The organism is Streptomyces sp. NPDC002888 (genome assembly GCF_042888465.1).
In the GTDB taxonomy this organism is placed as follows: Bacteria; Actinomycetota; Actinomycetes; order Streptomycetales; family Streptomycetaceae; genus Streptomyces.
In genome coordinates this window covers 143,400-168,755 of record NZ_JBIAPU010000015.1, presented here as the reverse complement: position 1 = coordinate 168,755, position 25,356 = coordinate 143,400, and the positions used below count along the sequence as shown (strand labels likewise).

Annotated in this window: 28 protein-coding genes; 1 reads left to right on the top strand and 27 read right to left on the bottom strand. The window is 71.0% G+C overall.

The genetic code is table 11. The features are described 5' to 3' along the window. Positions 1–7: 7 nt before the first annotated feature. The 27 genes from ACFYWX_RS24735 to ACFYWX_RS24605 form a co-directional block, all read right to left on the bottom strand. Positions 8–790, bottom strand: coding sequence for a hypothetical protein (locus ACFYWX_RS24735; protein WP_389426255.1), 783 nt, complete (start codon positions 788–790; stop codon positions 8–10). Beyond that, the gene (locus tag ACFYWX_RS24730) at positions 787–1,224 is read right to left on the bottom strand and encodes a hypothetical protein (protein ID WP_389426254.1); all 438 of its coding nucleotides are present in this window, start codon (positions 1,222–1,224) and stop codon (positions 787–789) included. Before ACFYWX_RS24730 ends, ACFYWX_RS24735 begins: the two co-directional genes overlap by 4 nt. 106 nt (positions 1,225–1,330) lie before the next feature. Continuing rightward, positions 1,331–1,780: a hypothetical protein gene (locus ACFYWX_RS24725; RefSeq protein WP_389426339.1), complete on the bottom strand. Its 450-nt coding sequence runs from the start codon at positions 1,778–1,780 to the stop codon at positions 1,331–1,333. 250 nt (positions 1,781–2,030) lie between these two features. Beyond that, the gene (locus ACFYWX_RS24720) at positions 2,031–3,830 is read right to left on the bottom strand and encodes a hypothetical protein (protein ID WP_389426253.1); all 1,800 of its coding nucleotides are present in this window, start codon (positions 3,828–3,830) and stop codon (positions 2,031–2,033) included. Continuing rightward, complete coding sequence (locus ACFYWX_RS24715; RefSeq protein ID WP_389426338.1) at positions 3,827–4,969, bottom strand: AAA family ATPase; 1,143 nt, start codon at positions 4,967–4,969, stop codon at positions 3,827–3,829. Before ACFYWX_RS24715 ends, ACFYWX_RS24720 begins: the two co-directional genes overlap by 4 nt. A gap of 194 nt (positions 4,970–5,163) precedes the next feature. Then, complete coding sequence (locus tag ACFYWX_RS24710; RefSeq protein WP_016572176.1) at positions 5,164–5,385, bottom strand: hypothetical protein; 222 nt, start codon at positions 5,383–5,385, stop codon at positions 5,164–5,166. Positions 5,386–5,672: 287 nt separating this feature from the next. Continuing rightward, positions 5,673–6,116: a hypothetical protein gene (locus tag ACFYWX_RS24705; RefSeq protein ID WP_389426252.1), complete on the bottom strand. Its 444-nt coding sequence runs from the start codon at positions 6,114–6,116 to the stop codon at positions 5,673–5,675. A gap of 170 nt (positions 6,117–6,286) precedes the next feature. After that, positions 6,287–7,501 carry an MFS transporter gene (locus tag ACFYWX_RS24700; RefSeq protein ID WP_389426251.1) on the bottom strand — a complete coding sequence of 405 codons (1,215 nt, stop codon included), beginning with the start codon at positions 7,499–7,501 and terminating at the stop codon, positions 6,287–6,289. Between the two features lie 28 nt (positions 7,502–7,529). Next, a complete protein-coding gene (locus ACFYWX_RS24695; protein WP_389426250.1) occupies positions 7,530–7,886 on the bottom strand; it encodes a hypothetical protein in 357 nt (118 codons plus the stop codon). Further along, positions 7,883–9,289, bottom strand: coding sequence for a hypothetical protein (locus tag ACFYWX_RS24690; RefSeq protein WP_389426249.1), 1,407 nt, complete (start codon positions 9,287–9,289; stop codon positions 7,883–7,885). The genes ACFYWX_RS24695 and ACFYWX_RS24690 overlap by 4 nt, the downstream gene beginning before the upstream one ends. A 253-nt stretch (positions 9,290–9,542) precedes the next feature. Next, entirely contained in the window at positions 9,543–10,088 is a 546-nt protein-coding gene (locus ACFYWX_RS24685) for a hypothetical protein (protein ID WP_389426248.1), read from the bottom strand. Further along, a complete protein-coding gene (locus ACFYWX_RS24680) occupies positions 10,088–10,780 on the bottom strand; it encodes a glycosyltransferase (RefSeq protein WP_389426247.1) in 693 nt (230 codons plus the stop codon). Before ACFYWX_RS24680 ends, ACFYWX_RS24685 begins: the two co-directional genes overlap by 1 nt. A 111-nt stretch (positions 10,781–10,891) precedes the next feature. Next, complete coding sequence (locus ACFYWX_RS24675) at positions 10,892–11,518, bottom strand: hypothetical protein (protein WP_389426246.1); 627 nt, start codon at positions 11,516–11,518, stop codon at positions 10,892–10,894. Positions 11,519–11,523: 5 nt separating this feature from the next. Next, positions 11,524–12,069, bottom strand: a complete 546-nt coding sequence (locus tag ACFYWX_RS24670; protein ID WP_389426245.1) for a hypothetical protein — start codon at positions 12,067–12,069, stop codon at positions 11,524–11,526. After that, positions 12,066–12,761, bottom strand: a complete 696-nt coding sequence (locus ACFYWX_RS24665) for a hypothetical protein (RefSeq protein ID WP_220645639.1) — start codon at positions 12,759–12,761, stop codon at positions 12,066–12,068. Before ACFYWX_RS24665 ends, ACFYWX_RS24670 begins: the two co-directional genes overlap by 4 nt. Before the next feature lie 40 nt (positions 12,762–12,801). Further along, positions 12,802–13,974, bottom strand: a complete 1,173-nt coding sequence (locus ACFYWX_RS24660; protein WP_389426244.1) for a hypothetical protein — start codon at positions 13,972–13,974, stop codon at positions 12,802–12,804. Beyond that, positions 13,886–14,425 (bottom strand): hypothetical protein, encoded by a 540-nt coding sequence (locus tag ACFYWX_RS24655; RefSeq protein WP_389426243.1) that lies wholly within the window; start codon positions 14,423–14,425, stop codon positions 13,886–13,888. The genes ACFYWX_RS24660 and ACFYWX_RS24655 overlap by 89 nt, the downstream gene beginning before the upstream one ends. Before the next feature lie 23 nt (positions 14,426–14,448). Continuing rightward, the gene (locus ACFYWX_RS24650; protein WP_389426242.1) at positions 14,449–15,231 is read right to left on the bottom strand and encodes a hypothetical protein; all 783 of its coding nucleotides are present in this window, start codon (positions 15,229–15,231) and stop codon (positions 14,449–14,451) included. 42 nt (positions 15,232–15,273) lie between these two features. Continuing rightward, positions 15,274–15,423, bottom strand: a complete 150-nt coding sequence (locus ACFYWX_RS24645; protein WP_389426241.1) for a hypothetical protein — start codon at positions 15,421–15,423, stop codon at positions 15,274–15,276. A 448-nt stretch (positions 15,424–15,871) separates the two neighbouring features. Then, the gene (locus tag ACFYWX_RS24640; protein WP_389426240.1) at positions 15,872–17,386 is read right to left on the bottom strand and encodes an ATP-binding protein; all 1,515 of its coding nucleotides are present in this window, start codon (positions 17,384–17,386) and stop codon (positions 15,872–15,874) included. 29 nt (positions 17,387–17,415) lie between these two features. Further along, entirely contained in the window at positions 17,416–17,871 is a 456-nt protein-coding gene (locus ACFYWX_RS24635) for a DUF6238 family protein (RefSeq protein ID WP_389426239.1), read from the bottom strand. 255 nt (positions 17,872–18,126) lie between these two features. Further along, a complete protein-coding gene (locus tag ACFYWX_RS24630) occupies positions 18,127–19,599 on the bottom strand; it encodes an SCO6880 family protein (protein WP_389426238.1) in 1,473 nt (490 codons plus the stop codon). 87 nt (positions 19,600–19,686) lie between these two features. Continuing rightward, positions 19,687–21,051, bottom strand: a complete 1,365-nt coding sequence (locus ACFYWX_RS24625; protein WP_286249449.1) for an ATP-binding protein — start codon at positions 21,049–21,051, stop codon at positions 19,687–19,689. Between the two features lie 42 nt (positions 21,052–21,093). After that, a complete protein-coding gene (locus ACFYWX_RS24620) occupies positions 21,094–21,768 on the bottom strand; it encodes a hypothetical protein (RefSeq protein WP_389426237.1) in 675 nt (224 codons plus the stop codon). Further along, positions 21,768–22,076 (bottom strand): DUF6112 family protein, encoded by a 309-nt coding sequence (locus tag ACFYWX_RS24615; protein WP_389426236.1) that lies wholly within the window; start codon positions 22,074–22,076, stop codon positions 21,768–21,770. The genes ACFYWX_RS24620 and ACFYWX_RS24615 overlap by 1 nt, the downstream gene beginning before the upstream one ends. A 254-nt stretch (positions 22,077–22,330) precedes the next feature. Beyond that, positions 22,331–22,696: a hypothetical protein gene (locus ACFYWX_RS24610; protein WP_389426235.1), complete on the bottom strand. Its 366-nt coding sequence runs from the start codon at positions 22,694–22,696 to the stop codon at positions 22,331–22,333. Positions 22,697–22,892: 196 nt separating this feature from the next. After that, on the bottom strand, positions 22,893–23,996 hold the full coding sequence (locus ACFYWX_RS24605) for a C40 family peptidase (RefSeq protein WP_389426234.1): 1,104 nt from the start codon (positions 23,994–23,996) through the stop codon (positions 22,893–22,895). A 534-nt stretch (positions 23,997–24,530) separates the two neighbouring features. Here ACFYWX_RS24605 and ACFYWX_RS24600 point away from each other — a divergent pair. Beyond that, positions 24,531–25,286: a DNA-methyltransferase gene (locus ACFYWX_RS24600; RefSeq protein WP_389426233.1), complete on the top strand. Its 756-nt coding sequence runs from the start codon at positions 24,531–24,533 to the stop codon at positions 25,284–25,286. Positions 25,287–25,356 lie beyond the last annotated feature (70 nt).

Genomic DNA, 25,356 nt, shown 5'->3' with positions numbered 1-25,356 from the left:
CGAGGGATCATTCCGGGCCTGCTTCCGCGTGGCGGCCGACGAGGCGCTGGACGTCGCGGGCCGAGGCGATCAGGGAGCGTTCGCGGACGAGGTCGGCGTGGACGGATACGTTGCCAGGCGGCAGCAGGTCCAGTGCACGGTCGATCGACTCCAGCGCGGCCTGATACTCGCCGAGCCCACGCAGGGCGCCGGCCTCACGGAACAGGGCGATCGGGTCGGTGCGCAAGGCGAACGGCGGCCGACCGAGGATCTGCAGCATGCGCTCCTCACGCCCGGGCAGATCGTGGCCGAGCCACAGTCCGTGCAGCAGCACATGCAACGTCTTGACGTGGTCGCCGGCGTCGTCGAGAACCTGCTGCATGAGGGGGAGGCCCTCGGACCGGGACGGCCCCAGCAGGGCGAAGGCGTACAGGGCGCGGCTGTAGCAGTCCAGGCCCTCTCGTTCCTGAAGCGAGAGCTGCTCGACGAGCAGAGCGAGGGTAGGGCAGCGGAAGTCGTAGCGCAGGGCGCTCAGGTACAGATGCCGATACGCCGTAGTCGTAATCGGGTCCGGCCCGGGCACGAGGGCGTCATCGGGGTGCAGGAGGCCCAGCACGCTGTGGCCGGAGGCCCGTGCGGTCCACGCGGCGTCGGCGCACAACTGCGCGGATTCCTGCCAGGTCGCGTCGAGTTCGCTCAGACGGGCGGCCAGCTGCGCGGGCCAGTGGGGTGCCGGGATGGCCGAGGCGGCTTCGGCACCGGCACGCAGCAGGGTCAGGGCCCTTCCGGGGCGGCGGTTGGGGAGAGTCACCGGCCACCTCGGGCGTCGGCGAGGTGGACGAGCTGGTTGAGGTGGGTGAGCGAGTACCAGCCGCAGTCGAAGGACCCGCTACCGACGGGCACCTTGCGCAGGAGGTAGTCCTCCAAGGCGCGCCGGTAGATCAGGCAGTCGGGGCAGTGGCGGGAGAGGTGGATCATGTAGCGGGAGTGGGCGGTGATGAAGGTGCGCTCGCCGCCCCTGGGGTTGCGCAGCCGCCAGCCGTCCTCATCCGTCGGCAGGTGCCACGAAGGAGCGACGATCGTCATGACGTCGCCCGACAGCCTGCCGTCGGCGACGCCGGTGGGGATCACAACGGTGTCGCCAGGAGCGAAGTGGGCGTGGGTGATGTCCCGTTGGGCGGTCAGCGGCTCCAGGGACGGTCTCCAAGCGGCTGGTATGTGCGAGGGGCCGGGAGCGTCGGGCACAGCAGGGGTCCTTCCACGAGCGGCACGGGGTGGCGGTGGAAGGTCAATGCTCCGGAGGTTCCCCGGTTTCGATAACCGGGGATCGTCGGGTATAACCGCTGGTCGGCTACCGGTACGGGTTCTCGGTGCCGCGGTCGTTCTCGGTTGCGGCGTCGAGGAGTTCGGGCAGATCGGTGCCCTCGGCATCGCGCTGGTCGATCCACCATCCGGCCCGGGTGACGGTGCGGACCTTCTCCTCCAGGACGGTCCAGTCGGTCTCGTCCCAGGTGCCCTCGGTGACCAGGGCGGCGTATGCGCGGGTGACCAACTGATGGCGGGAGCGCTCGCCCCAGCCTTGGGCGCGTTCGGTGCCCTCCAGCGGCGGCATCTCGAACTGCTCGGCCCACACGGTAGCGGCCTGCTGTTCTTCGATTCGCTTGGCGGCCAGCCACTCCTCCTTGCCGGCGCTGTCGCCGTCGCGGGCGGCCTTCCAGCAGTCGGTGCAGTCGCGTTCGGTGAGCCAGCGGGCGAATCCGGCGCGTCGGTCGGCGGGACGGTCAGACAGGTCATGCGTGATTTCGTGTCCACAGGCGTGGACGACGGTCCAGGTCTTCTGGACCCCCGGGGAATTCCGTTTGATGGGCGTTACGTTCGAGGTCGGGCTGCTGGTCTGGGGCTTCAAATCGAGTGCCTTTCGTTGGCGGTTGGGGTGGTGGCCTGCGTCGTTGCGGAGGGTCGTGCATCAGATGCACGATTCATGCGGCGGACGGAGGTGGTCTGGAGTGCTTGGCGGTGGTCTCGGGGACGCTTCCGCCTTCTGCGTCGTCTCAGCGTGTCCTGCGGATGGCGTCTGTGGCCGCCGTGGCGATGGCGACGGGAGCGCTGGAGGGCTGGGGCAGGTGCAGCAAGGTGGTCCCCGGCAAGTGGTGGGACTTCGCGGTGAGGGTGAGCTGGAGTACGGCGCAGCCGGCGGTCGTGAGCTGCTTGACGCGGGTGACGGCTTGAGCGGTTTCGTCGCTGCTGTACCGGGCGTCGGTGACGATCACGAGGAGGCGGCCGGCGCCGGGGCGGCTGAGTTCGAGGCCGTGGTCGAGTGCGTCGATGGCGTCGCCGAGGTTGTGGTGGCCGCCGTTGGCATCGAACGTCGTCACGCGCTCTGGTGCTCGGTGGGTGGGTCGGGTCAATGCGGTCAGGTGCCTGTCATAGGCGATGGTGGCGGTAAGGGAGTCGGGGTCGGTCAGGGCTGCTGCGCGTGCCATGATCCAGGCAGCGGACGCGACGGGAGCGCAGGCGGCACGCATGGAGCCGGAGACGTCGACGGCGATACCCACACGCAGCGGTGGGGTGGGGGAGTTCCGGCGGCGGGTGTGGGTGAACGGTTCCGCGGTGGGGACCGACCCGGCCGCGCGCTGAGCGTCGCGGGCGAGGGCCGCGCGCATGTTGAGGCGGCCGGGCGGGGTGGGGCTGGTGGTCCGCTCCTCGGTCCGCTCGCGGTAGGCGGCGGCACGCAGGGCGCGGCTCAGGCGCGCGGCGGCACTCTGCTCGGCGGCGGTGGGCCTGCGGGTGCCGGTGACCGGGTTGCCGTAGGGCGCCGGTATGCCGTCGGGGGTGACGGTGGTGCCACGGGCGTTGAAGACCGACTTGGCGGTGGCGGCGGCTTTGCGTCGCTGGCCGGCCCGCTGGGCGCGGTCCTGTGCCTGCGCCTTGGACTGCGCGGCCATGGCGTTGGTCGCTGCGGCCTGTGCCGCGAGGTCGGCGGCGTCGGTGGCGGCCGTGCTGTCCATGACGGCCCCCACGGCGCCGGACAGCAGGTCGGTGAGGTTCTCCGGCACGGGCAGGGCGGGGGCCGCGGTGTCCAGAGCGTCGCACCATTTTTGAGCGTGCGCGAGCATGGTCGTGGCGTCGTGGTCGGCGCACTGGTGGGCTGCGGTCCAGATGCGGGTGAGGGTGGCCAGCAGGTTTGCGCCCAGCACCTTTTCGCACAGATCGGCGACGGCCCGGGTCTCGCCGGCGTCCAGGATGCCGACGTCACGGCGGCCGAGGATCAGGGCCGCCACGGCGGCGGCGTGCTCGATGCCCTGGAGGGTGGGGTGGGCGATGTCGGGCATGACCAGGGTTCGGGCACTGGTGCGCAGGTACGTGCGGTCCGTGGGCCGCGTGATCAGGTGTGCGCCTTCGACGCGGCTCTCCTCCAGCAGGAGCGCGGCCTCGACGACACGGGGGTCCGCTCCGGCAGGCTGTGTCCAGACGGAGTGGGCCGCGTGCGCGGCCTCGTGGACGAACACTCCCCAGGCGGCGGGATACCGGTCCTCGTCGCCCACGATCCGCGGATTGATCTCGTGGGGCTGGAGGGGGGCGAACAGGCGGGCGTCGAACTCGACCTCGCCCAGAGTGGGGAAGAACGCGGCCGGTGCGCCGCTGCGCGTGCCGGGGCGGCAGGTGACGAGGAGGTCCTGGCGGCCGGAGAGGTCGACTAGCCGGTCGCCGAGTTCGGCTCCCACGCGCAGCCACGCGGCCGGGGAGGAACGGGGTTGCGCGGGCGGGGCGCCGTCGTCGTCCCATCGCGCGAGGTCGGCGTCGTCGTCCGGCGTGGTGGCGGGGGACTGGACGTGGTGGTGGGCGCTCATCGCGCGTGGCCCCGGTGTGCGGAGCCGGTGCTGCCCGGGGGCTGCCGGGCGGCCGAGGCGGGGAGCTGCTTGCCGAGGGTGAGGGGCGCGATCTTCTTGACGCCGGCAGCCTTGATGACGGCGGCGGCGACGGTGTCGCGATCCTCCACAGGAGCGATGCCGACGAGGTTCGCGAGAGCGGCCTTGGTGCCGAGGACGGCCTCGGTCTTCTGGTAGCTGAGCAGTTCCCGCAGTTGGGGGGCCCAGCCCAGCTCGCCGAGTTCGACCTGGTGGGCGAGGTGTCGGGCGACCCGGACAACCCGTGCATCGATCCTCAAGGCCAGGGCGAGGTCATAGTCCGTGCCGATCTGGATCTGCACGCTGAACCGGCTCGCGAGCGCCTCCGTCAACACCGCGCCGTGGACGCCGGGATTGTGGCCCGCCACCACGTAGAAGCCCGGCTCGGCCTTGATGGTCTCGCCCTTGTGGGCCTTGACCTGGATCTGCCTGCGCCCGTCCATCGCGGGATACAGCGCCGCCAGGACCTTCGGTGAGATCAAGGTGGCATCGTCGATCAGCAGGGCGCGGCCCTCGGTCATCGCGGTGACCAGCGGACCGTACTGGAAGACGTAGGCTCCCGCGTCGTCCTGTGTGTACTCGCCGATCAAGTCGCCGACCGTGGTGTCGCCGTCACCGGCGACGGTGAGCAGGTCCGGGAACGCCGCCTCGACCAGACTCGTCTTGCCGGTGCCCGGAGGGCCGTAGAGCAGCACCGGCACGTCGGCGTCGCGCAAGCGATTCAACGCCTCGACGTCGGGCAGATCGGCCAGCTCCCGGGGGTGGTAGACCTGGCCCCCCGCGCGGCGGATCGGGCCGGTCTGCCTGGGCGTGGCTGCTGCGGGAATGGTCGTGCGGGCCGTGGCCGCCTGGGCGCGGGGAGAGTGGGTGCCCGGTGGGCTGATCACAGCGGTCTGCGCGGCTGCGGCGGTTTTCGCGTTCGCGCGGAACTCCGGTTGTCCGGTTCCGCCTTGGTCGGCCTCGCCGCGTCGCACCAGGGTGAGGGCGGCGTTGCGGACGGCGCCGTGGGAGTGGCCCAGCTGCCTGGCCATGTCGCCGATGGTGAGCGTGTCCGCCGGCCGGTCGGCCAGCAGTCGGGCCACCTTGGCCCGTAGTTCGCCGCCCTTGGTGCGCGCTGGACTGGTAGGCGTTCCGGGTGTGGTCAAAACGAGGGTCCTTCAACAGGTGCGGGTGCGGGCGGGGTTGGCGATGCGCTGGAGAGGCTGGCCGCTCTCGGAGCGGATCGCGGACTGTGCCGACATCGGCGACCGGGCCAACCGGGGCGTACCGTCGGCGCTCACCGGCCGACCGAGGGCTCGGTCCAGGTGCAGGGGATGGCCGGCGATGAGCAGCTCGCTGGCTGCCGAGCAGGCCCGTGCGTCCGCTCCGTACCGGGTTCCGTCGCTCGGCAGGCGCAGCCTGGCGTCTCTTCGAAGCCGGCCTGGAGCAGGATCCGCCGGGCGGCGGCGTTGTAGCCGGTGGTGGTGATCTCGCCGGTGATGGTGTGCCGGATCGTCATGAACGGCTCTTCTGGTGCTTCGGGCAAGGCGGATCTCCTATCGGTGGTGGCGGGAAAGCGGTGGGGTGTTGGGCGAAGGCGAGGCGGGCCCGGAGCTTCCAGCACATCAACGGTGCGTGGCTGGACCACGAACGATGGGCAATGACTGCCGACATGCTCCAGGGCGGGCCTCACCGCCCCGCAGCTACCTGACTCGCCTTGCCGCACGTTCTGATAGCCGGGTGTACCAACAACGGCCATGGGCGGGGATTCTCCTTTGTGTGGGGGCGGCGCGGGCGCCGGCGGGGTCAGGGGGTGCGGGAGGCTGGTGCGTGCTGCTGGGCGAACTGCTCGGCGGCGCGTTCGAGGAGGTCCGCCTGGCGCCGCGGGGTCCTGCGGGCAGCGGTGGCCAGGGCGCCGTCGATACGGGTGTCGAGGGTGCTGACGGCGTCCAGACCTGCGGCGCGGGCTACGGCCAGGCGCAGTTCGGCGTCGACCCAGGGCCAGTGCTCGGTCTTGGGCACCGGGGTGGTCTCGTCGCCGCCCAGGGACGAAGCCAGGCCGCGCAGGTAGTGGCCGCCGTCGCTGAGGATCTCGGGCAGCGGGATGTCGTCCTCGGCCATGAAGACGCCGTGTTGCAAGACCGTGAGGACGGCGCAGCGCAGCAGGGCCGGCTCGTCGCGGTCGGGTGAGGTGCAGACCGCACAGTCCTCGATGTGGTGGTCCCAGACGGACGAAGACGGGTGGGGCAAGGCGGAAGGACCTTTCAGAGGTGAGGGATGGGAAGCGGGGCGGCGGCGACATCCACGGGGAGGTGGGCGTGTCGGACTCGGGCCAGCGGCAGTCGCCCCATTCGGGGGCCCGCGGGTCGTGCCGCTGTCGCTGGGGTGGAAAACAGAGGGGTGGGACGACGGCGGTGGGTTCAGTGGCCACCACGGGCGGTGATGCGGTGGCGGGCGGCGGCGAGGACCGTCAGGGCGAGGGCGGCTCCGGCCGCGGGCAGGGCCGCGGCTGTGAGGCGGTGGGTGGCGAGGGCCCCGGCCAGGGCGGTGCCGGCGGCCTGGCCGACGCCGACCGAGGCGATCAGCCAGGCGTACGCTTCGGTTCTCCGCTGAGTTGGCACGAGGGCGTCCGCGGTCGTGAAGCCGCAGGCGATCACCACAGTGAGGAACACGCCCGGCACGGTGACCACGACGGTGGCCATGTGAGGGCCGGGAAGGGCGAGCAGCGGCAACCACCCGGCGCAGAATCCGGCCGCGCCCGACAGCAGCTGGACGATGGGCGAGCCCGGCCAGGCTCGGCGGGCGTAGAGGAGTCCGCCGAGGAGGCTGCCGGTGGCGAAGGCGGCGGGGATCAGTCCGGACAGCAGATCCATGTCGTGCAGTTCGGCCATGGCCACCGCCCAGACGTTCATGGCGCCGAGGGCGATTCCGAAGCCGGCATGGGCCAGGAAGATTAGCGACAGGGGCGTGCTGTGCAGCCCGGCCGCGGCGGAGCCAGCGGTGTGCTGCGGGCGCCAGGTGCGGGACGGGGGCGCGGTGAGCACCACGGTCGTGCCCAGGAGGCCGAGTACGACGGTCGCGAGGATCGCGGCGCGGGGACCGTAGGCGGTGGCGAGCGTGGCGACCAGGAGCGGGCCGGTGATGTAGAGCAGGCCCTGGGAGCCGGTGTCGAGCGCGAGGGCGACCCGGCGCCGATGGGGGTCGGGCAGGACGGTGGGCCACAGGGCCCGTAGTCCTGCCTCCAGGGGAGGGGAGGACAGGCCCGCGAGCACGACCGCGGCTAGCGCGAGGGTCGGATCGTCTCCGACCAGCAGGAGCAGCAGACAGCCGGAGTTGATGACTGCGCCGGGTGCGGACACCGGCATCTGGCCATGGCGGTCCATCAGGCGGCCTTTGACCGGCTGGGAGAGTGCGCCAGCCAGCCCGTACAGGGCGCTCAGCAGTCCGGCGGAGGCAAGTGAGGCATCTTGGGAGGTGATCAGGAGCACGATGGCCACGGGCGCCATGCCGTTGGGCATGCGTCCGATGAGAGTGCCGCCGAGCAGCCGGGCGACATGCCGGCTGCCCAGCACAGCGCGATAGGAAGTCGAGGCGGCGGCCGGGGCCTGGCCGACCGCATGATCAATCGTGGTCAATTGGGGAGAGGTGTTTCCATTCAAGGGATCAGCGGCGAGGGCGCCGGGCGCTACCGGGCGGTGCGGGCTGGGCGGTCATCGCGGCCTTCGTGCGGCGGGTCGTCGGCGGCGTGGATTCGTCGGGCGGGCCGGGTCGCAGGTCCGGGTCGAGGTCGACGTGGTAGCGGGCGGCGGTGAGCATGTCGGCCGCCCAGCTGGCGTGTTCGTTCTCCCAGGCGCGGCCGAGGTCGAAGGGCAGCCGGACCCACTGCCCGCGCAGCGTCGGAAAGGTCATGAATCCGGCGCGGGCCAGGATGCGTGCGGCGAACTCGTCGTACGGTCCTTCGACTTCGACCTCGCCGCCTTCGCCGCGGGTGATGCGGATCGGCTCGCTGGTCAGGTTCACCGGCTCCGTCCTTGACCGGCAGGCGGGGCTTTACCGGCGGCGGCGGGTGGCGCCGACGGTGCGGCGTTGGCCAGGGCTGTGATCCGGGAGGGGCGTACGGCGGCGGCCCGTGCGATGCGGGAGCGCCGTTCGGCCAGGTCGTTGCTGGCCGTCGGCCGGGGTGGAGCTGATGCGTGGGCGGGATCGAGTGCGCTGTCGTCCCGCACGCGGTAGCCGAGGTTGCGCAGGTCGTGGACGGCTTGGCGGGTGCGGCGCAGCCCGTCGCGGTTGGGCTCGGTGAGCCGGTACAGGCCCGGCGAGAAGGGGACGGGCTCGAACTGTTCGCGGACGAGGAACCATTCGGCCAGGTGGGGGGTGAAGCTCGGAGCGGCGGTGGCGACGAAGCCGTGTTCGGGATGGTGGCGGAAGCGGAAGTGGTCGGACAGAGAGGGATCCTTTCTGCTGGTCAGCGGCGAGGGGCTGGTGGATGTGAGGGGCGTGGTACGGCGGGCTGGGCGCAGGGAACGCTCCCGCCGACGGGCGGCCGGGCGGGGCCGCTGGGCTCGGCCGAGCGGGCGATGCGCACGAACGCGCCGCGCCCGGCGAGCCAGGTCTCGATGGCGGGCACCGCCTGCAGGCCGAGCGGGGTGCGTACTTCGGCCGGCGGCACCAGGCGCCAGGGCTGGGCCGAGCCGGGGTGGTGTCGGAGCCGCCAGGCGTCGAGTGCTGCCTGGCTGGCGGCAAGTGTCTCGCTCAGCTGGGCCACGATGTCGGCGTCGGCGGAACGTCCGGTGACCGTGGCACCGCACTGTTTCAGCAGGCCGGGGGGCGTGGGTGAGGACGGGCTGGAAGGTGCGCCAGGCGCGCTCGGCGAAGGTCCTGTTCGCCTCCCTCAGTCCGTGGCCGTCGAGGAGGGTGCCGTCGCTGGAGCGGCCGGATACCCAGATCGCCGTCACCTCGTCGTATTCGGCGCGCAGTTCGTCAAGTGCCGTGATCACGGCGTCCAGACGCCGTGCGTGCAGGGCCCGGTGGTAGGCGGGAAGGAACGCATCCGTGATGGCCTCGGCCGCCAGGTCCGGCTGGGAGGGGAGCACGATGCTGGTCGGTGCGTAGGGGTTGTCGTAGCTGTCGTTGAACTCCTGGGGGGAGGCGAGCGCCCCGACCAGATAGCCGAGTTGGGGATCCTCGCCCCGTTCCGCGAGCAGCAGTTCGACGCCGGTGTCGCTGGTGAGCGTCGCCGCGTATGGCACCCGCTGGTCCTCCACCGTCCGGACGAGTTCACCGCGGTCCCACAGGCAGGGCAGCAGATCGCCCTGCCAGACGGGATGGGCGTAGATCTCGACCTGCGCGGTCCATGTCCCGGGCAGCTGCGCGGTGATTCGGTCGGCGATGTCGCCGAGGAACGGACGGGGGCTGACGTCCACGGTGGCGTGGTGGCGTGGTGGCGTGGTGGCGGTGGGCGAGGGGCAGCAGCTTCGCGGCGGCAGCGCGGACGTCGGGGCCGGGCGTGCTGTAGCTTCCGTCGTCTCGTTTGGTGAATCCGGCCTGTTCCAGGGCGGTGTTGGCCCACCGGTACTGCTCGCCGTGGGCGATGGCGACCAGGCCGGCGGCACGGCTGTAGGCAAGCCGGATCTCGGCAGGAGGGTTCGGGGGCATCTCGGGGGTCCTTCGACAGGCTCAGTGGCGGTTCGGCTGCCGTGGCTGCGGGGCAGCAGTAGGCTGGGTCTGTAGCCCGGTCGTTCGTGGCGTGGATGACCCAGCCGGTGTGGATGCCGTGCGCAGGGCAGCGGCGGTGTGGCGCAGGCGGGCGCGGGCCGCGACGTATTTCTCCGCCGTCATGATCCGCAGGACCTCGGGGTCGTTGCGCAGAGGCGAGTGGGCGAGGTCCTCCACGGCCTCGCGCTGGAAGCCGGTCGTGGCATAGGTCAGGGCCTCGGCGAGTGTGTCCAGGACTCGCGCGATACCGGCGGCGGCCCTGGCGAGCCGGACCAGGGCGACGCGTTCGGGCGGATAGACCGTCTCCGGCGCGGTGAACCGTTCCTGCGCGGTGAACCGTTCCTGCGCGCGTTCGATGGCGTGCTGCAGGTGGTGGCCCAGCGTGCCGATGTCGTCGGTAAGCGTGACCAGGTCGACAGCGTCCGGGCTGGTGGGGAATTGGGCTGCCAGTTCGTCCAGACGCTGGGCCAGGTAATCGAGCGTGGCCGGGGTGACGGAGGAGGACATCAGACCACCCCGGCTGCATCGCTCGTTTCCCGGCCGGAGAGGGTGGCTCGCAGGCTGCGTCCGTAGTTCCATGCATGCCGCCGAGCCCCCGGCTCCAGGACGTCATAGCCGTCCTGGCGGGTCATCTGACCTGGGTGTTTGCGGTAGCGGTAGACCGGGACGGGCAGCAGGATGCCCGGCGCGAGGCAGGTGACGCCGATCGCCGCCATGTAGTCCTCGCCCTGGACGAGTCCGCCCATCGGGGCTGCGCGTACGAGATCGGTACGCGCCAGGATCGTGGTCGGCCCGATCGGGATGGTGTCCTCGGGCCTCGTCCAGTAGGTCCACACGTCTCCGGCCTCGTGCCGGCCGGGCGGTGTCGGGCACCGCCACAGAGAGGCCGAACCGTCGGGGTGCAGGTCCTCGCTGTATCCCGCGCACCAGCCCAGGCCGGTCGTCTCCAGGGTGCGCAATCGTACGGCCATGGCATCGTCGGTGAACTCGTCATCGTCGTCCGCCCAGTTGACGAACTCGGTGCGCACGCCGCCCAGGGCGAGGTTACGGGCGCAGGCTGCGCCGACCTGCCGGGGTAGCGAGAGGATGCACACGCGCGAGTCACTGGCGAGGGGCGTCGGCAGGCGTGTGCGGTCGGCGCCGTCGAGCGCGATCACCGCCTCCCAGGGCACGCTCTGCCGGGTGAGGCTCTCGTACATGGCCGTCAGGTGGCCGAGCCGGTCGGGGCGTAGCTGGGTGGCGATGACGACTGTGATCTTGGCGGTGGGGGAGTGCAGGAGGTTCTCCGCGGCAGAGGGGACGAGAAGGGGTCAGCGGCGGGGCGCGGTACGAGGTGTGGCGGTCGGCGCTGGAGCTGTGGCTGGTGTGCTGGGGCCGGTCGCCCGAGGTGGCAGGGTGGCCGGGATCGGGTGGCCCGGGCGCCAGCGGTAGGTGCCGTTGCTGAACCGGGCCCGGGGGTCGGTGGCCCAGGCCACGACGGGGCCGCGGTCTTCCGCGTGGAGGGAGATGACCTCGATGCCATGCGGGTGCAGGACGTACCCCCAGTCCAGGCCCCCGTGGGACTTCTCGGTGACGGTCCACAGCTCAGGCTCGGCTGCGCCGACGGTGATGACATGGACGTTGTCGTGCTTCCTGCTGGGGTGTTCGTCGCTGCCGACGAGTTCGGCGCGCAGGGGTTCGGGGGCGCCGTCGAGGAGGTCGGTGCCCAGCTGGGACCAGCCCTCGGGTGCCTCGTCGATCAGGTGCTGGCACAGGGCGTCAAGGTCACCGTCGAAACGGTACTGGTGGGCGCCGAGCAGCAGCGGGAGGTGGTGGCTGGGGTAGCCGTCCCAGTGGACGTAGGCGCCGGCATATCCGGTGTCGGTGGGGCGGGCGATGAAGGAACGGGTGGCCAGGGAGTTCTCCAAGGACGTGCGGATGATGGGTGGTTGACGCATGCGCTTCAGGGGCGGCGGCGTGCGGGATGGGCGCCACCGGCGTCGGCTGCCCGGCGGTGCTGCTCGCTGACAGTCGGCATCAGGGAGGACGCCGAACCGGGTTGAGCCTCAGCGAGCGCGTTGGTGACGGTTTCGAGAGCACGCTGGAGGCTGCGCAGCGCGGCGGCATGGCCGAGAGTGATGCTCAGCTGGCTCTCGACCGGGGTGGCGGTGCCGGGGCGAGGGGTGAGCCGGTGGGTGTCGGCGAGCCCGATCACCGTTGTGCTCAGGTGGGTGGCCGCGCGGTTGCTGTGCGCGAGGGCGGTGGCCAGCTGGGTCAGGTACTCACGTCCCGCGTCGGTCTTTGCGAGGGAGCTGTCGGTGGACTGCCGCAGATCGGCGACGAGGCCGGAGGACAGGTTGTACACGGCGACCAGCTGGTCCAGTACGGGTACGAGGGCAGCCTGTGCGCTGCCGGTATGCGGCGGGAGCAGGCCGGCGGCGGTCTCGTTGATGCGGCGCTGCCAGGTGGTCAGGCGGGCGTGGACGAAGGCGTCGTGGCTCTGGCTCATCGGCGGTTTCCCTTGCGCGGGTTGCCCCGTGGAAGGGGCGGGTGGGAGCGCGGGCCCTCGATGGAGTGCACGGTGATGTGGAAGTCGCGGTGCCGCAGGCGCTGGAGGCTCTTGATCAGCTGACGCCGGGTCTGCTCGGGGGTGAGGGTGTCCGGCAGGTGGCATTCGCCGGTGGCGGGGTCGAGCAGAAAGCCGCCGTGCGCGAGTAGTTCGATGAAGACGGTGATGTAGCCGGTGCGGATCCGTGGACGCCGCTGGGCGTCGAGGGTGACGTGGACCTGGAGGTGGCCGGGGCTGCTGCGCCGGATCGGGGTGGGGGACGCGAAGCGGTAGTCGGCCAGCAGGCGGCGGTGCATCCTGGCTGCGGCCCGCATGGGATCGGAGGGGACGGCGATGCCGCGTGGAGCTTTGAGACCCTGAACGTGCTGGTGGCTGGTGTTGGCGGGCAGCATCGGCAGGACGAGGTACTGGTCCGGCCGGTGGGGGCGGGGCATGACGTACAACTGCAGGCCCCAGTGGTGCGTCAGGACGCTGCGCTGGACGTCGTCTGTTTGGAACGCGGCGTAGGGCAAGGGTCCGCTGTCCCAGATCCGGTTGCTGGCCGGGTCGTCGGCGATGGGTACCGCGGTGGGGGAGGGCTGCCAGCCGGGCAGACGGTCGGCGAGCGCGTGGGTGAACTCGGTTATGTGCAAGGGCGGTTCTTCGTGCGGTGGGGTGTCGAGGGGGCCGTGGTCACGAGGAGGTGGTCATGCCGTGGGCATCGGTGCGGCGGCAGGTGTAGCCGATCAGCGTCGACTTGCCCGGCGTGGTGGGGACGGTGGCGACATCGGAGCAGGTGAACGTGTACGTGAAGGACGGGCTGTTGGCCGTGCCGAGCCATGCGCGGTCCTTCTTCTCCGGCACGATCTCGAGCCCGGAGTAGGCGACGGCGTCGCGCTGGGTGTGCGTGTGCGCGAAGACGACGAGGGCGTGGCCGTCGGCGGTCTTGAGGGCATAGCTGTCGGTGAACTCCGGGGTGGCGGCGGAGAACGCGGTGGTGCCGCGGCTGCCGAACTTGTGGACGGTCGAGTCGTGGGCCTTGATCTGCCGGGCGGACGCCTTCGAGGAGGTGAACACCTTCTTGCCGGTGGTGTCGCCGCCGCTGGTGAAGTTGTCCGTGACAGCCGCGCGCAGGACGTCGAGCGGGGCGGCGACGTTCCTCGTTGAGGTGGCGTCGAGGGCGGTGGCGTAGCCGTCGGCGTCGAGAGCGATCTTCGGAGCCTGCTTCTTGTCGTCGAGGTCGACGGCCGCGACCATCTCCCACCGCTTCGTCCTGGTCTGCTCGGCCATGATCAGGACGCGGGCGTACTTGTCTTTCTTGCCGTTGTAGGTGACGGCGGCGAACCACTTCTTCTGGCCGGCGGTGAAGCGCGGAATGTAGAGGTTCGTGGAGGCGAGGTTGTACGACCACGGCTTGTACTTCTCGCGGTCGGCCTGGGGCAGGCCCTCGTTCTCCTTGTAGTCCGCGACCGACATCGCGTACAGCGGGCCGTCCTCGATGGTGCCGAGGAGCGCGCGGTTGTTGTCGTCGTTGGCCGCGTTGTTGATCTTGGAGTAGCGGGCGATCTGGGCGAGGGCCTCCTGCCTCGTCAGCGCCGCGGCGGCGGTCGGCGTGGGGGAGGCGGCGCGGGTGGCCTTGGCTGCGGCGTCAGGACTGCTGGTGTGGGAGGTGGTGCAGGCGGGCGCGGTGAGCGTGACCGCTACGAGCGTGGTGAGCAGGAGGGCGGCGCGGCGGGCCGAGTTGTGCGGGGAAATGATGGTGCTCCGGGGGAGGGGATCAGCGTGAACGGGATGGGGTTGTGGTGGCCGACGGCGCGGAGGGCACGGTGGTAGCGGCCGGTGCCGTGCGAGTGTCGGCTGCCGCACGCAGGTGCTTCGCGGCGCGGGCGAGGTGGATGCGGCTGTCGCCGAGGCGGTCCACGAGCCCTTGGTGCGCGGCGGTGACCGCCCGGTCGCGGGCGGGGCCGGGGGCCTGGCGGGTGAGGTCGGCGAGCTGGCCGAGGTGGTGGATGGCGGCGCCGAGGGCGGCGAGTGCGAGCCCGGTGGGTTCGGCGGCGCTCGCGAGCGCGAGGGTCGTGCGGCGCACCGTGGCCGTGGTCCGGGCCGGGTAGCGGGCGGCGGCTCGGTGACGGAAGGCGCTCTCCCCGGCCAGGAATCCCAGCAGGCGGGCCAGATGGCGGACTTCATCGTCCAGGATCTCGCTCAGCGCGGGATCCGGGCGGATCTGGTCGGGGAGCGGAAGCTGATCGGCCACGGTGTTGAGCCGGTCGGCCACGTCGTGCAGCAGCATCCGCTGGTCGGGATCGGACAGCGGCAACTCCTTGATACAGGAACCGGGTTCTACCGTCGGGTGGCGGACGTCGGGGCTGCGGACACCGTCGTCAGCGCCTTGCTCGCGGCAGCTGCTGGAGGGGAAGGGAGGGGAGCGGCGCGGCGGAAGTTGACCCCGATGCCCTGGAGCGTGAGCCGCAGAGCGACGAGCTGGACCAGCAAGGCGCGCTCTTTGGAACTGTAGGAGGCCGGCAGTACGAAGGCGGACTCGTGCGGGCTGTACTGGAAGCGACAGCCGAACAGCGTCATGCGAGCCTCCTCGGGCACCGAGTCGTACGGAGCACCCACCACGCCATCCGGGTACCAGACCAGCGTGAGTGTCTGGGCGACCTCGGGGGCGGGCTGGCGGTGTGGCGGCTCGGGCTGGACGAGGGCGTTGTGACGGACAGCATCCAGGGCCGCCCGGTAGCGGGGCAGCACGCGTCGGATGACTGCGGCAGCGGCTCGGACCGGATCGTTGGAGACGGCGATGCCGTCCGGCTCACGCACCGGGGAGATCTGGTGGGTTTTGAAGCCCTCGGGCTCCAGCGGGGCCACCACGAACTGGTGGCGGTACAGGGGCCGGTCGGTGACGTAGAGCTGCTGTCCGTGGGGGCCATGGAGGACGGCGTCATGGCCGAGGACGTACTGACTGACGATGTAGTCGACGTGGCCGGCGTCCCAGAGCCCTTCGACGGTGGGGAACTGGCTCTCGTAGGCGGGGTGGCGGTGATACTCGCTCGTCCACGTGCCAGGCAGTCGTTCGGCGAGGGCGGAGGCGAAGGCGGACAGATCGGTGCGAGACGGGGGCATGGATTCCTGAGGTGCGGCGGCGGGTGGTTGATCCGTCGGCGCTCAGCGCCGCGGGCCTCCGGAGACGGGCTGCGGTTGGGGCGGGGCCGGGGGCGTGCCGGGCGTCGTGCGGGCCTGCTTCAGGAGCGCGTCGAGGTCCGGCGGCGGATCGTAGTGCGCGCGGAGGGTCTTCAGTTCCGCTTCGGTCGCCATGGCCAGTGCTGAAGCGATGCTGCTGGCGGCACCGCGGAGCAGCCAGGGCGGTGACTCGGGTTCGGCTCCGCGGTTTTGGCCCTTCCACTGGGCAGTGGCGGCCAGGTGCTCGATGACCTCGTTGAGGAACGGCGCGACTGCGTCCAGCAGGGCGTTGAGGACGGTGCTGAACTCGGCCGGAGTCTCGGCCGCGTCCAGAGCCTCGCGGTAGGGACTCAGGTGCGGGGCGGGGAAGGGCTCGGCCGGCAGAGTGTGCCGGGTGCGGAAGGCTTCGGCATCGCGCTCCGCCCAGCGGTACAGGTCGTCCCTTGTGGCGGAGCGAGTGTGGTAGGCGCTGATCTGGTCGGCGGTGCGGCCGACGTTGTCGTACAGCTCGAAGGCGGGGTGCTGCAGGGGTACTCCAGGTCAGGTGGGTCAGAGTCGTTTCTGTCGGTCGTCGCGGGGGCTTCTAGTGCATGCGGGCGTCGGTGTCGAACAGGGCCAGCTCGTGAGGGTGGAGTTGATGTTGAACGATGAAAGATCGTCCGGCGACGCGCCACAGCCCGCGTCCGCGGTTGAGGTGGGCAATGGCGCCGGTCTCGACCGAGGTGAGCCCCAGCAGGGCTGCGGCGGCGTGGAGTTGGTCGGTTTCCTGGCGGTAGATGATGCGGGTGGAGCAGTCAGCCAGGAGGCCCTCGGCGAGGGCGCGGCCTTGTGATCCGGCGTCGCCGGCGGTGAGCAGGTCGGACAGCCGGTGGATGACCATGAGGTTGGCGATGCCCAGGCCGCGGGAGAGTTTCCACTGGGACTGCATGCGCTGGAGGAGTCCGGGGTGCCGCATCAGGCGCCAGGCTTCGTCGTAGACGATCCAGCGCCGACCTCCGTGCGGGTCGGTGAGGGCGGATTCCATCCAGGCGGATGCGCAGGTCATGGCGAGGACGAGGGCGGTGTCGTCGCCGGAGCCGCCGAGCCGGGACAGGTCGATGGTCAGCATCGGCGAGGTGGGATCGAATCGCACGGTGGAGGGGGCGTCGAACATGCCGGCCAGGTCGCCGTGGACCAATCTCCGCATAGCGTGGGCGAGGTCACGGGCGGCCTCGCCGAGCCGTCCGGACATGAGCCCAGCGGCGGCATCGAGTTGGTCGGGATGGTTGAGGGTGGCCGCGATGTCGCCCAACAGCGGAGTGCGGTGGACGGTGGCGGCCTGGGCGACGACCGCGTCGAGGGCGACATCGAGCGCGGTGTGCTCCATCGGCAGCAGGTCGCGGCCGAGAACGGTGCGCGCGAGGGAGCCGAGCAGGAGCAGACGGCGCTTGCGGATCTCCCCCGCCCAGTCGGCCTCCGGCACGTTGTCCGGCCGTGGGGCGGCGTCTAGCGGGTTGAGTTTGCCGGGCAGGCCGGGGCCGAGGGCGATGGAGGTGCCGCCGAGTGCGGAGGCGACGGGGGTCCATTCGCCTTTGGGGTCGCAGGGCACGTAGACGCGGTAGCCGTGGGCGATGGAGCGCAGGGCGAAGGACTTGGCCAGCGCGCTCTTGCCCTGGCCGATTACACCGGCGAGCAGGATGTTGGGGTTGGTGAACCCTTCGAGGCGCCCGTACAGGGAGAAGGGGTCGAAGGTGAAGCTGGCTTCGGCGTGGACGTCGCGGCCGACGTAGATGCCCTCGGCGCCGAGACCGCCTTCGGCGAGGAAGGGGTACGCCCCGCTGGCGGTGGCGGTGGTCATGCGGTGCTGCGGCAGCTTCAGCCGGCTGCCGCGGGCGGAGCCGGGGCCGGGACGGCCACGGGCCGGGTACAGCGGAGGAGGCATCTCGGGCTCGACCGGCTCGCTGCCGTCCGGGAGGGCGGTGGCTTCGGCGCGGGCCTTGGCGGCGGCTTCGGCGAGCTGACGGCGAGCGGTCTTGCGGCTGGCCCGGTCGGTGCCGTGGGGGGTGAACAGGGGGGATGCCGAGGCGCGGCGGGCGCGTCGGGCGGGCCGGTGGGTCATGGCGGGACGGGCTCGATTCGGCGCGGGTTCTAGATGGTGCAGCTGGTGGTGTGGCCGTGCAATGGCGTGGCCAGGTCGGTGGGGGTGGTCTTGCGGCGGATCGCGTGGGAGGCGGCCAGGTGCCGCTGGCAGATCGTGAGCACCAGCGGGCCGTCGGGGAGCCGCTCGGGTCGGCACTCCTCGGTTGCTGAGCCTTCGGTGCCGGCGGGCACGGTGTGGAAGGCGTCGTGGACGGCAGCGGTGGCCTGCCACAACCGCAGGTGCGCGGCGGCCAGATGACGCCCGGCGGCCGGATGCGGGGGCCGGGTGGTGTCGGTGAGCTGGTCGAGCAGCTGGTGGGCTGCGGTGAGGTGGGCGTGCAGCGTGTCCAGGTGGAGGCGGTCGGCCGGCGCGCAGGAGGTGGCGTGGCTACGGGTGTGGTGGCGCAGGCCGGCGGTGGCTGCGCGGAGGTAGGGATGCGCGTCAGTGGTGGGGGGTGCGTTCAAGGGAGTCCTTGGTGCCGCAGAACGGCGAGGTCGGCGAGGGCGGGAACGGGTCCGGAGAGCGAAGTGGTGGTCGGCAGCGGCATATACCGGTGAGCGCGGATCGGCTGGTGGAGGCCCGGGCGGAGAGGGTCTGGGCGGGGCGAAAATCGACGTACTCACCGGAAGCGCTCAGTCAGGGGCGGCTCTGCCGGGGCAGGAAGACGATGTCCGGGCCATGCCGTCTGGCGCAGCGGGAGCGTCATCCCGGCACCACTGTCACAGCGCCGTGCGGGCGAGCGGCAGGGCGGCGAGGGCGAACGCGTCGGGCTGCTGGAAGAAGAGCCTTCGCAGGTCGACCTGGGCGGTGACCGCGGCGGTCTCGATCTGCGCGCACGCGGCGTCGAGAGCGGCGTCCGTTGCGGCGCTGACGGTGAGCAGCCCGGTCAGGGCGACGTCGGCATGGCCGGCGATCAGCTGCCGCTCACGGACCTTGACGTCCGCGTACTCGACCGAGTCGGCCTCGGAATCCACCTGTCCGCGGCGGGCACGCTCGTTGGCGTCGGCGATGATCGCCGCCTTCTTACGCTGGACGTCGCGCAGCGCGGACTCAAGCCCCTGCGGCACGTAAATAAGAGACAGGCTGCGGCGGACCCCGGCGGTGAACATCAGCCCGTGCAGGAAGCCGGGAGTGGTCTCGGTGCGGGGCCAGTTCTCGATCCAGTACGTGGCGTGGCGGGCGCTGTCGGTGCCGAGGCGGTCGTACTCCTCGACCTGGACAACCGGCCCGGCAGCAGCAGGTTCGGCCTCGGCCCGCCCATTCGGCGACCACTGCTGCAGGGCGGACAGGGCGTGAGGGTCGTAGGAGGTGCGGATGACCGCGGCGATCTCCCGCGCAGTCAGCCAGCCCGTCACCATCAGCCCCGCGCTGCGCGCCGCGAGCGCGATGGCCGAAGTTGTCTGCTTCAGCACCGTGAAGGCGCCGGGGAGCCCGCCGCCGGCCTGGCTGATGAGGCGCTTGGCGGCCTTGAGGTCCAGGCTGATGGCCAGGTACGCTTCGTGCGAGGCGGCGGCTGGGCCGGCGGAGGCGACCAGTTCGGAGTACACCTGCCCGGCGACGGGGGTGTCGGGGCGGCCGTGCTGGGCCCAGTGACGGGCGAGGGTGTCGCCGGAGTCGGGGACGGTACGTTCCAGCACCTGCACGGTGGCGACGTGTCCGGTGCGGGCGATGCCAGCCAGAGCCCGGCCCCAGCCCGCCACGTTCGAGTTCTGGGTGGCGGGATCGAGCAGGGCGTACGCGCGGCTGCTGACCCGGGCAATCGCGGTGAGCCGTTGGTGGTGCGGGTCGTGGACGGCGGCAGCCTGGTTGGCGGAGTCGCCGGGGGTGACGACCTTCAGCGAGGCGGCGGTGCCGGGCAGGTGCAGCACGCCGTCCTGGCGGGGCCGGGAGACCGGGCGGGCCAGCCACAGCGTCTGGCCGGTGCGGCGGCGGTGGGCGTAGCGGGAGACGATCGGAGCCCAGTCGATCAGGGACCTGCCGTCGCGGCGGACGGCGACCAGGGCAGCGACGACTGCCCATAGGGGGGTCAGGGCGATGGCGCCGAGCAGCCCCGTGGTCACCACCGTGATCAGCAGCAGCGCCAACGCAGTGGAGACGAGAGTGAGTTGAGGGAGGGAGAGACCGAGGAGGATCCCGCGCCGTGAGCGGTGCGGGAATTTGACCGTGATCGGGGAGACGGAGAGTTCAGACAAGGCCGGTTTCCGGGAAGGCGCGGGGCGGGGCCGGGACGGCACACCTGAAGGGGAGTGCGGGTGTGCCGTCCCGGCGCGGGGGCAGGGTCAGAGGCCGGTGGGCGGAGGCGGTGGAGTGCCGGTTCCGGCCGAAGGCGTGGAATGCGAAGCCGGCGGGGCGCCCTGCGGCGGCGGGGTGGAAGCGTCGGCCGGAGACGCGGACGCGGACATGAAACCGCTGCCGGTGGGAGATCCTCCGCCGGAGGCCGGTCCAGGGCTGCCGCCGAGGTGGCCGCTGGTGTCGTCGCGCGGATTGGTCGGCGGTGGCTGCACGGCCTTCTCCAGACCGCTCTTGATCCCCTCGCCCCCGGATGACGGAGCGTCCGAACCGCCGCCTTCCTTGCCGGTGTCCGGCGTGGGGTTGGTGGCGATGTCGCCGGGGAAACCGCCCGGCACGGCGTCCGGGCCCTGGGGAGCGGCGCCCGCTCCGGCCGCGGCACCGCCAGTTCCTGCGGTGGCGACCGCGGCGGCGGCTTTGCGGCCGGCGCGTTCGGCGTGCTGGCGGGCCATCTGCGCGCCAGCTCCGCCGGAGCGGTGCAGCGTCTCAGCGTCGGAGCCTTCGGAGGCGGCCCAGTGGACGAACTTGAACGTGGCGTAGGGGCAGAGCAGGACGAGCGCCATGATGACGATGCCGGCCATGACGTCGGCGAGGGCGGCGACGCCGTCCTTGGCCTCCGTTTTGCCCATCGCCGCGATACCGAGCACGAAGATCACGGTCATCAGGAGCTTGGAGACGACGAGGGTGGCGGTGGCCTCGATCCAGCCCTTGCGCCAGCGCCGGGCGACCTCCCAGCCGCCGCCCGCTCCCGCGAAGACGGCGAGGGTGACCATGACGAGGATCCCGACCTTGCGGACCATCATCACGCACCAGTAGAGGAACGCGCCCAGGGCGGCGCCGACGCCGGCGAAGACGGCGACCAGCCAGCCCATCGCCGACAGGCCAGGGATCGCGGCGACCTTGACGATGCGGCGTACGGCGGAATCGATGGACAGGTTCGCCGCTTTGAGCAGGCCGTCGGAGAGGGCGTCGACCACTTCGATGGCGACAGTGGTGAAGGCGATCGCGGTGAAGGCGAACAGGACGCCGGCGGCGGTGCCGGTGAATGCCTGCGTGAGGGCCTGGCCGTCGCGGCGGATCGCGGCGCGGACAAGCTGGGCGCAGAAGGTGGCGACGAGGACGATCAGACCGATCGGCAGGATCATCTCGTAGTTGTCGCGGAACCATCCGGCGTTCAGGTCGACCTTGGTGGTGGTGTTGACCGCCTCGGCGGCCAAGTCGGCTCCGGCGGCGGCGAGTTCGCCCGCTGATTTGGCCATCCAGTTGCCGATGGCCGCGCCCGGGTCGGAGGCGAAGGAGACCGCGTCGCCGACCGCGCACAGTTTGTCCGCGAGGGGGAGGTCGCAGAAGCCCAAGGGGAGTCACCCCTCCTTTCTTCAGTGGGCTCGGGGCGCGTGTCAGGGCACGACGCGGGGGGCGATGGAGACCAGGGAGCAGTCGGCGTTGGGACGGCACTGCACGGCGAGGGTGATCGAGCGGTCCTCGGCGCCGGCGCCGCCCTTCTTCCAGGCGATCTGCTGCTTGCCGGTGACGGTGACGGCGTAGATGTACGCCTCGGTAATCGCCGAAGGATCGTCCGCCAGGGCCTGCTTGAACGCCGACGGGTAGTGGGCCTCGTCCACGGCGGCAGTGGCGTACTGGTCCTGGTCGGCCATCCGCGACCACAGCACCGGATCCGGTACCTGGGCAGTGAGGGAGGACCAGTCGGCGTACTTCGTCTCCGCCGTCAGCCACGCCTTCATCCCGGCGAGCTGCTGATCACGGCTGGTGGTCCGGGTGTCGTACGACCACAGCATCGCTGCGGCGGCCTTAGCGAAGTTGACCGGGTCGGCCACCGGCGGCGGCTTCGCCACCGAACCGGTCCCGGCCGATGCCGTCGGGTCAGCGGACGCGGCGGCGGTGCTGGGCGGAGTGGCGGTCTGACTGTCGCTGGTTCCGGTGCGGCCGGTGAACACAGCGACGGTGGCGGCGAGGGCGAGGAGGATGGCGAGGCCGATCGCGCTGACCGTGATGCGCTGCCGGGTCGACCAGCCGATGCCGTAGCCGGACAGGGAGAGGGATCGTTTCGGCATCAATGGACCTGGGACCCCAGGGCGGAGAAGAACGCCACGACCCCGTTCGCGGCGCCGAGACCGAGGGCGGCGCCCGCCGCGACGACCGCGCCTTTCTTCCCGTTGGCCTCGGCCTGGTGGCCGCCGGTGTGGTGGCCCCAGGCCCACACGCCGAGGGAGACGGCGAGCGCGCCGACCACGGCGACGATCGCGAACAGGTTGATCGAGTTGACCACGTTCTTCAGCACGGCGAGGCCGGGCAGGCCACCGCCGGATGGTGTGATGCCGGGGTCGTAGGCCAGGTACTGCACAGTGTCGAGCAGGTGCAAAGGGAGGCTCCTTGCGCGCGCCGAAGCCGACGCGCGGGAATCAATGAAGAGAAGAGGAGGAGGTGCGAGGCGGCGGCCTCGGGGAGTCGGACGGCAGCCGTACGGGATCTGGCCGAGCCCGTCGACGCATGCGTAGCGTCGTCGCGCGCGAGGGCACAGCAGCGCTCGTTCCGAGGCTGGGGAGAGGCCACAACGCGGGCCGGTGCCGCCTCGACGGCGCTACGGCTCAGCCTCTGATCCGGCTGCCTGGCGTACTACTTCGGGATCGGCGGTGTGGGCGCGCCGTTGCTGCCGTACGGGTTCGCGCACTGGTAGATCACGTAGCCGCGGATCTTCTTGCCGTCGGACTTCCGGGTCACCGTGCCCCGGGTGTACCAGGTCTTCTCGGAGCGCTTGTACGCGAACTGGTTGTAGGCGATCTCGTCGTGCCGGTAGGCGACGCCCAGCGCAGTGGCGTTCTTCGCAGGGGACTTGCGTACCTTGACCGCGCTGCACGAGATCGTCGTATGGCCGGTGTCAGACGCCTGAGCCGTGACGGCGGTGGCCAGGCCGCCAACTGCGACGGCCAGGCCCGTCGAGGCGGCCGCAAGAGCGCGCCGGACGCGGTAGTGAGGTATCACTCAGATGCTCCGTGATGTCGAGAGAGAGGAGGGAGAGAAACGGGCAGGTCGTCCTGCCGATGGGCCGCATGCAGGCGGGCAAGGAAGCGGCCCAGGGGGATTGGGAGCCGCGATCCGGCTCACATGCCGTGCGTGGCCGTTCCCGCGCTGAACTGGTGATGCAGGCGGCATGTGGGGTCTGCGCCCCGACCAGGGGTCAGATGACACGGCGGGCGGCGAGGATGTCCCAGTCCGCCAGGGGCGTGATTCGAACTGGCTTGCCAGTCCGGGGTGCCTCGATCGCGAGGCCCGAGCCGATGTACATGCCGACGTGTTCGGGGCGGGCGGCGCTGCCGCGGGAGAAGATCAGGTCACCGGGCTTGAGCGCCTTGGGGGAGACGGCGTTGCCCTCGTTGATCTGGGCGTACGTGGTGCGGGTGAGCTGGATGCCGGCATGGGCGTACGCCTGCTGGGTCAGCGAGCTGCAGTCGCAGCGGCCCATCGGGTCCGGGCCGTGCGGCGCGGTGCAGGTGCCGCCCCACTGGTACATCGTGCCGAGCTGCGCCATCGCCCAGGCGATCGCCTTGCGGGCCCTCGGGTCGGCGTCCTTGGGGATCGAGTAGCCCTTCGGTACGGACCCTTCGGGGATGGTGCCGTATCCGGAGCCGTCCTCGGTCGCCGTGCAGGAGGCGGTGTCCGTCTCCGTGGCGTCCTGGTTGGCGTCGGGGAAGGTGGCGGCGATCGCCTTCTGCAGGGCGGTGGCCAGCTCCTCCCACCTCGCGTAGGCGTCGGGGTAGGCGGAGCCCTGGACCTTCTGCGCGGCCTGGGCGACGGTCAGTTGCTGCCATCCGTCTACCGCGAGCAGGTGCTCGTAGAACTGGGTGGAGGCGTAGACGGGATCGTGGATCTCCTCGGCGGTACCCCAGCCCTGGCTTGGGCGCTGCTGGAACAGCCCGAGCGAGTCGCGGTCGCCGGAGCTGAGGTTGCGCAGCCGTGATTCCTGCATCGCGGTGGCGAGCGCGATGATCTGGCCCTTCTTCGGCACGTGGAGGCTGATCCCGGTGGCCACGATGGTCTGAGCATTGGGGATCTGTTCCTCGGGCAGGCTCAGGCCCTCGACGTGGACGTCCTTGGCGGATGCGCCGTTGAGGATCTTGGTGACCTGCTCGACGACGGCGTCGGTGTCGACGTCGCCCACGCAGGTGAGGGACGAGTAGGTGCTCTGGGCGGCTTCGCTGGAGGAGGCCATCAGCATGGCCGTGCCGGCGAGGAGGAGCGGGGAGAGGGCGACGACGCCGATGCCGGCGGCTACGCCCTTCAACCGGGGACGCCTCCCGAGCGGCAGTCACGGTCCGGGGACCGGTGTTCGGGCAGGGGAGGGTAGGGAGCTGTCACAAGGGGGTCCTTCGAAGGCACGGTCCCGGCTGCGCGGCAGTAGAGGCGGAAAGGCGCTGCGGCACGGGAGTTGGGTGAGTCGGGGATGTACCTCGTGAGCGCTGGTTTCAGCTCACGAGGCGCGTGGGTGTCAGGTCACGTGTGCCGGGGCACGGGGAAATCTCCATGAAGGCAGGGGCAGGGATTGCGCCATCGGCGGTGTTCGCCGGGCAGTTCCAAAACAGTAAGGGCGGATCCCCGGTTGCCGAAATCGCGGGCGATCAAGCCCTGATTTCCTGGGCTGGAAGGCGGCGATGCGTCTCAACCGGGGATCGTGCCTTACAGTTTTGGCTTCTCCCCGCGCCACCCCACTTTCGTAGGTCAGCGGTGCCGTCATGCCCGCATTCGGCCTGCCCGGGGTTACATGCGTGCCGGAGGTCTTCCCCCCTCATCTCACCCGACCCGAAATTGGGGTATCTCTTTGCCTTTTTCCCTGCACCAGGGCGACGCGCTCAGCGTCCTCGCCGAACTGCCGGAAGGCTGTGTCGACTCCGTCATCACCGACCCGCCGTACAACTCCGGTGGCCGGACGGCGAAGGAGCGCACCTCCCGCAGCGCGAAGCAGAAGTACACCTCCGCCGACGCCGGCCATAACCTGCCGGACTTCACCGGCGAGAACATGGACCAGCGCTCGTACGGGTTCTGGCTGACGCAGATCATGACCGAAGCGCACCGGCTCACCCGTACTGGCGGTACCGCGCTTCTGTTCACCGACTGGCGTCAGCTCCCCACCACGACGGACGCGATCCAGGCGGCCGGATGGCTGTGGCGTGGTGTGCTGGCCTGGCACAAGCCGCAGGCCAGACCCCAGAAGGGTCGCTTCACGCAGAACTGCGAGTTCATCGTCTGGGCCTCCAAGGGTGCCATCGACGCGTCCCGCAACCCGGTCTACCTGCCCGGCCTCTACAGCGCGTCGCAGCCGTCGGGCAAGAACCGGCAGCACATCACCCAGAAGCCGGTCGAGGTGATGCGCGAGCTCGTGAAGATCTGCCCCGAGCAGGGCACGGTGCTCGACTTCTGCGCCGGCTCCGGCTCGACCGGCGTCGCCGCCCTTCTGGAAGGCCGTGACTTCATCGGCGTCGAGAAGACCGAGCACTACGCGACGATCGCCGCCGACCGGCTGACCGAGACCCTGCAACAGACCCTGAATCAGGACGACTTCGTCCTGTCCTCCTGACCCGCAGGGGCTGTCCGACCTGGGCGGAATCTGAATTACCGGATTCCTTCCCGGTCATGAGTGCAAGCGT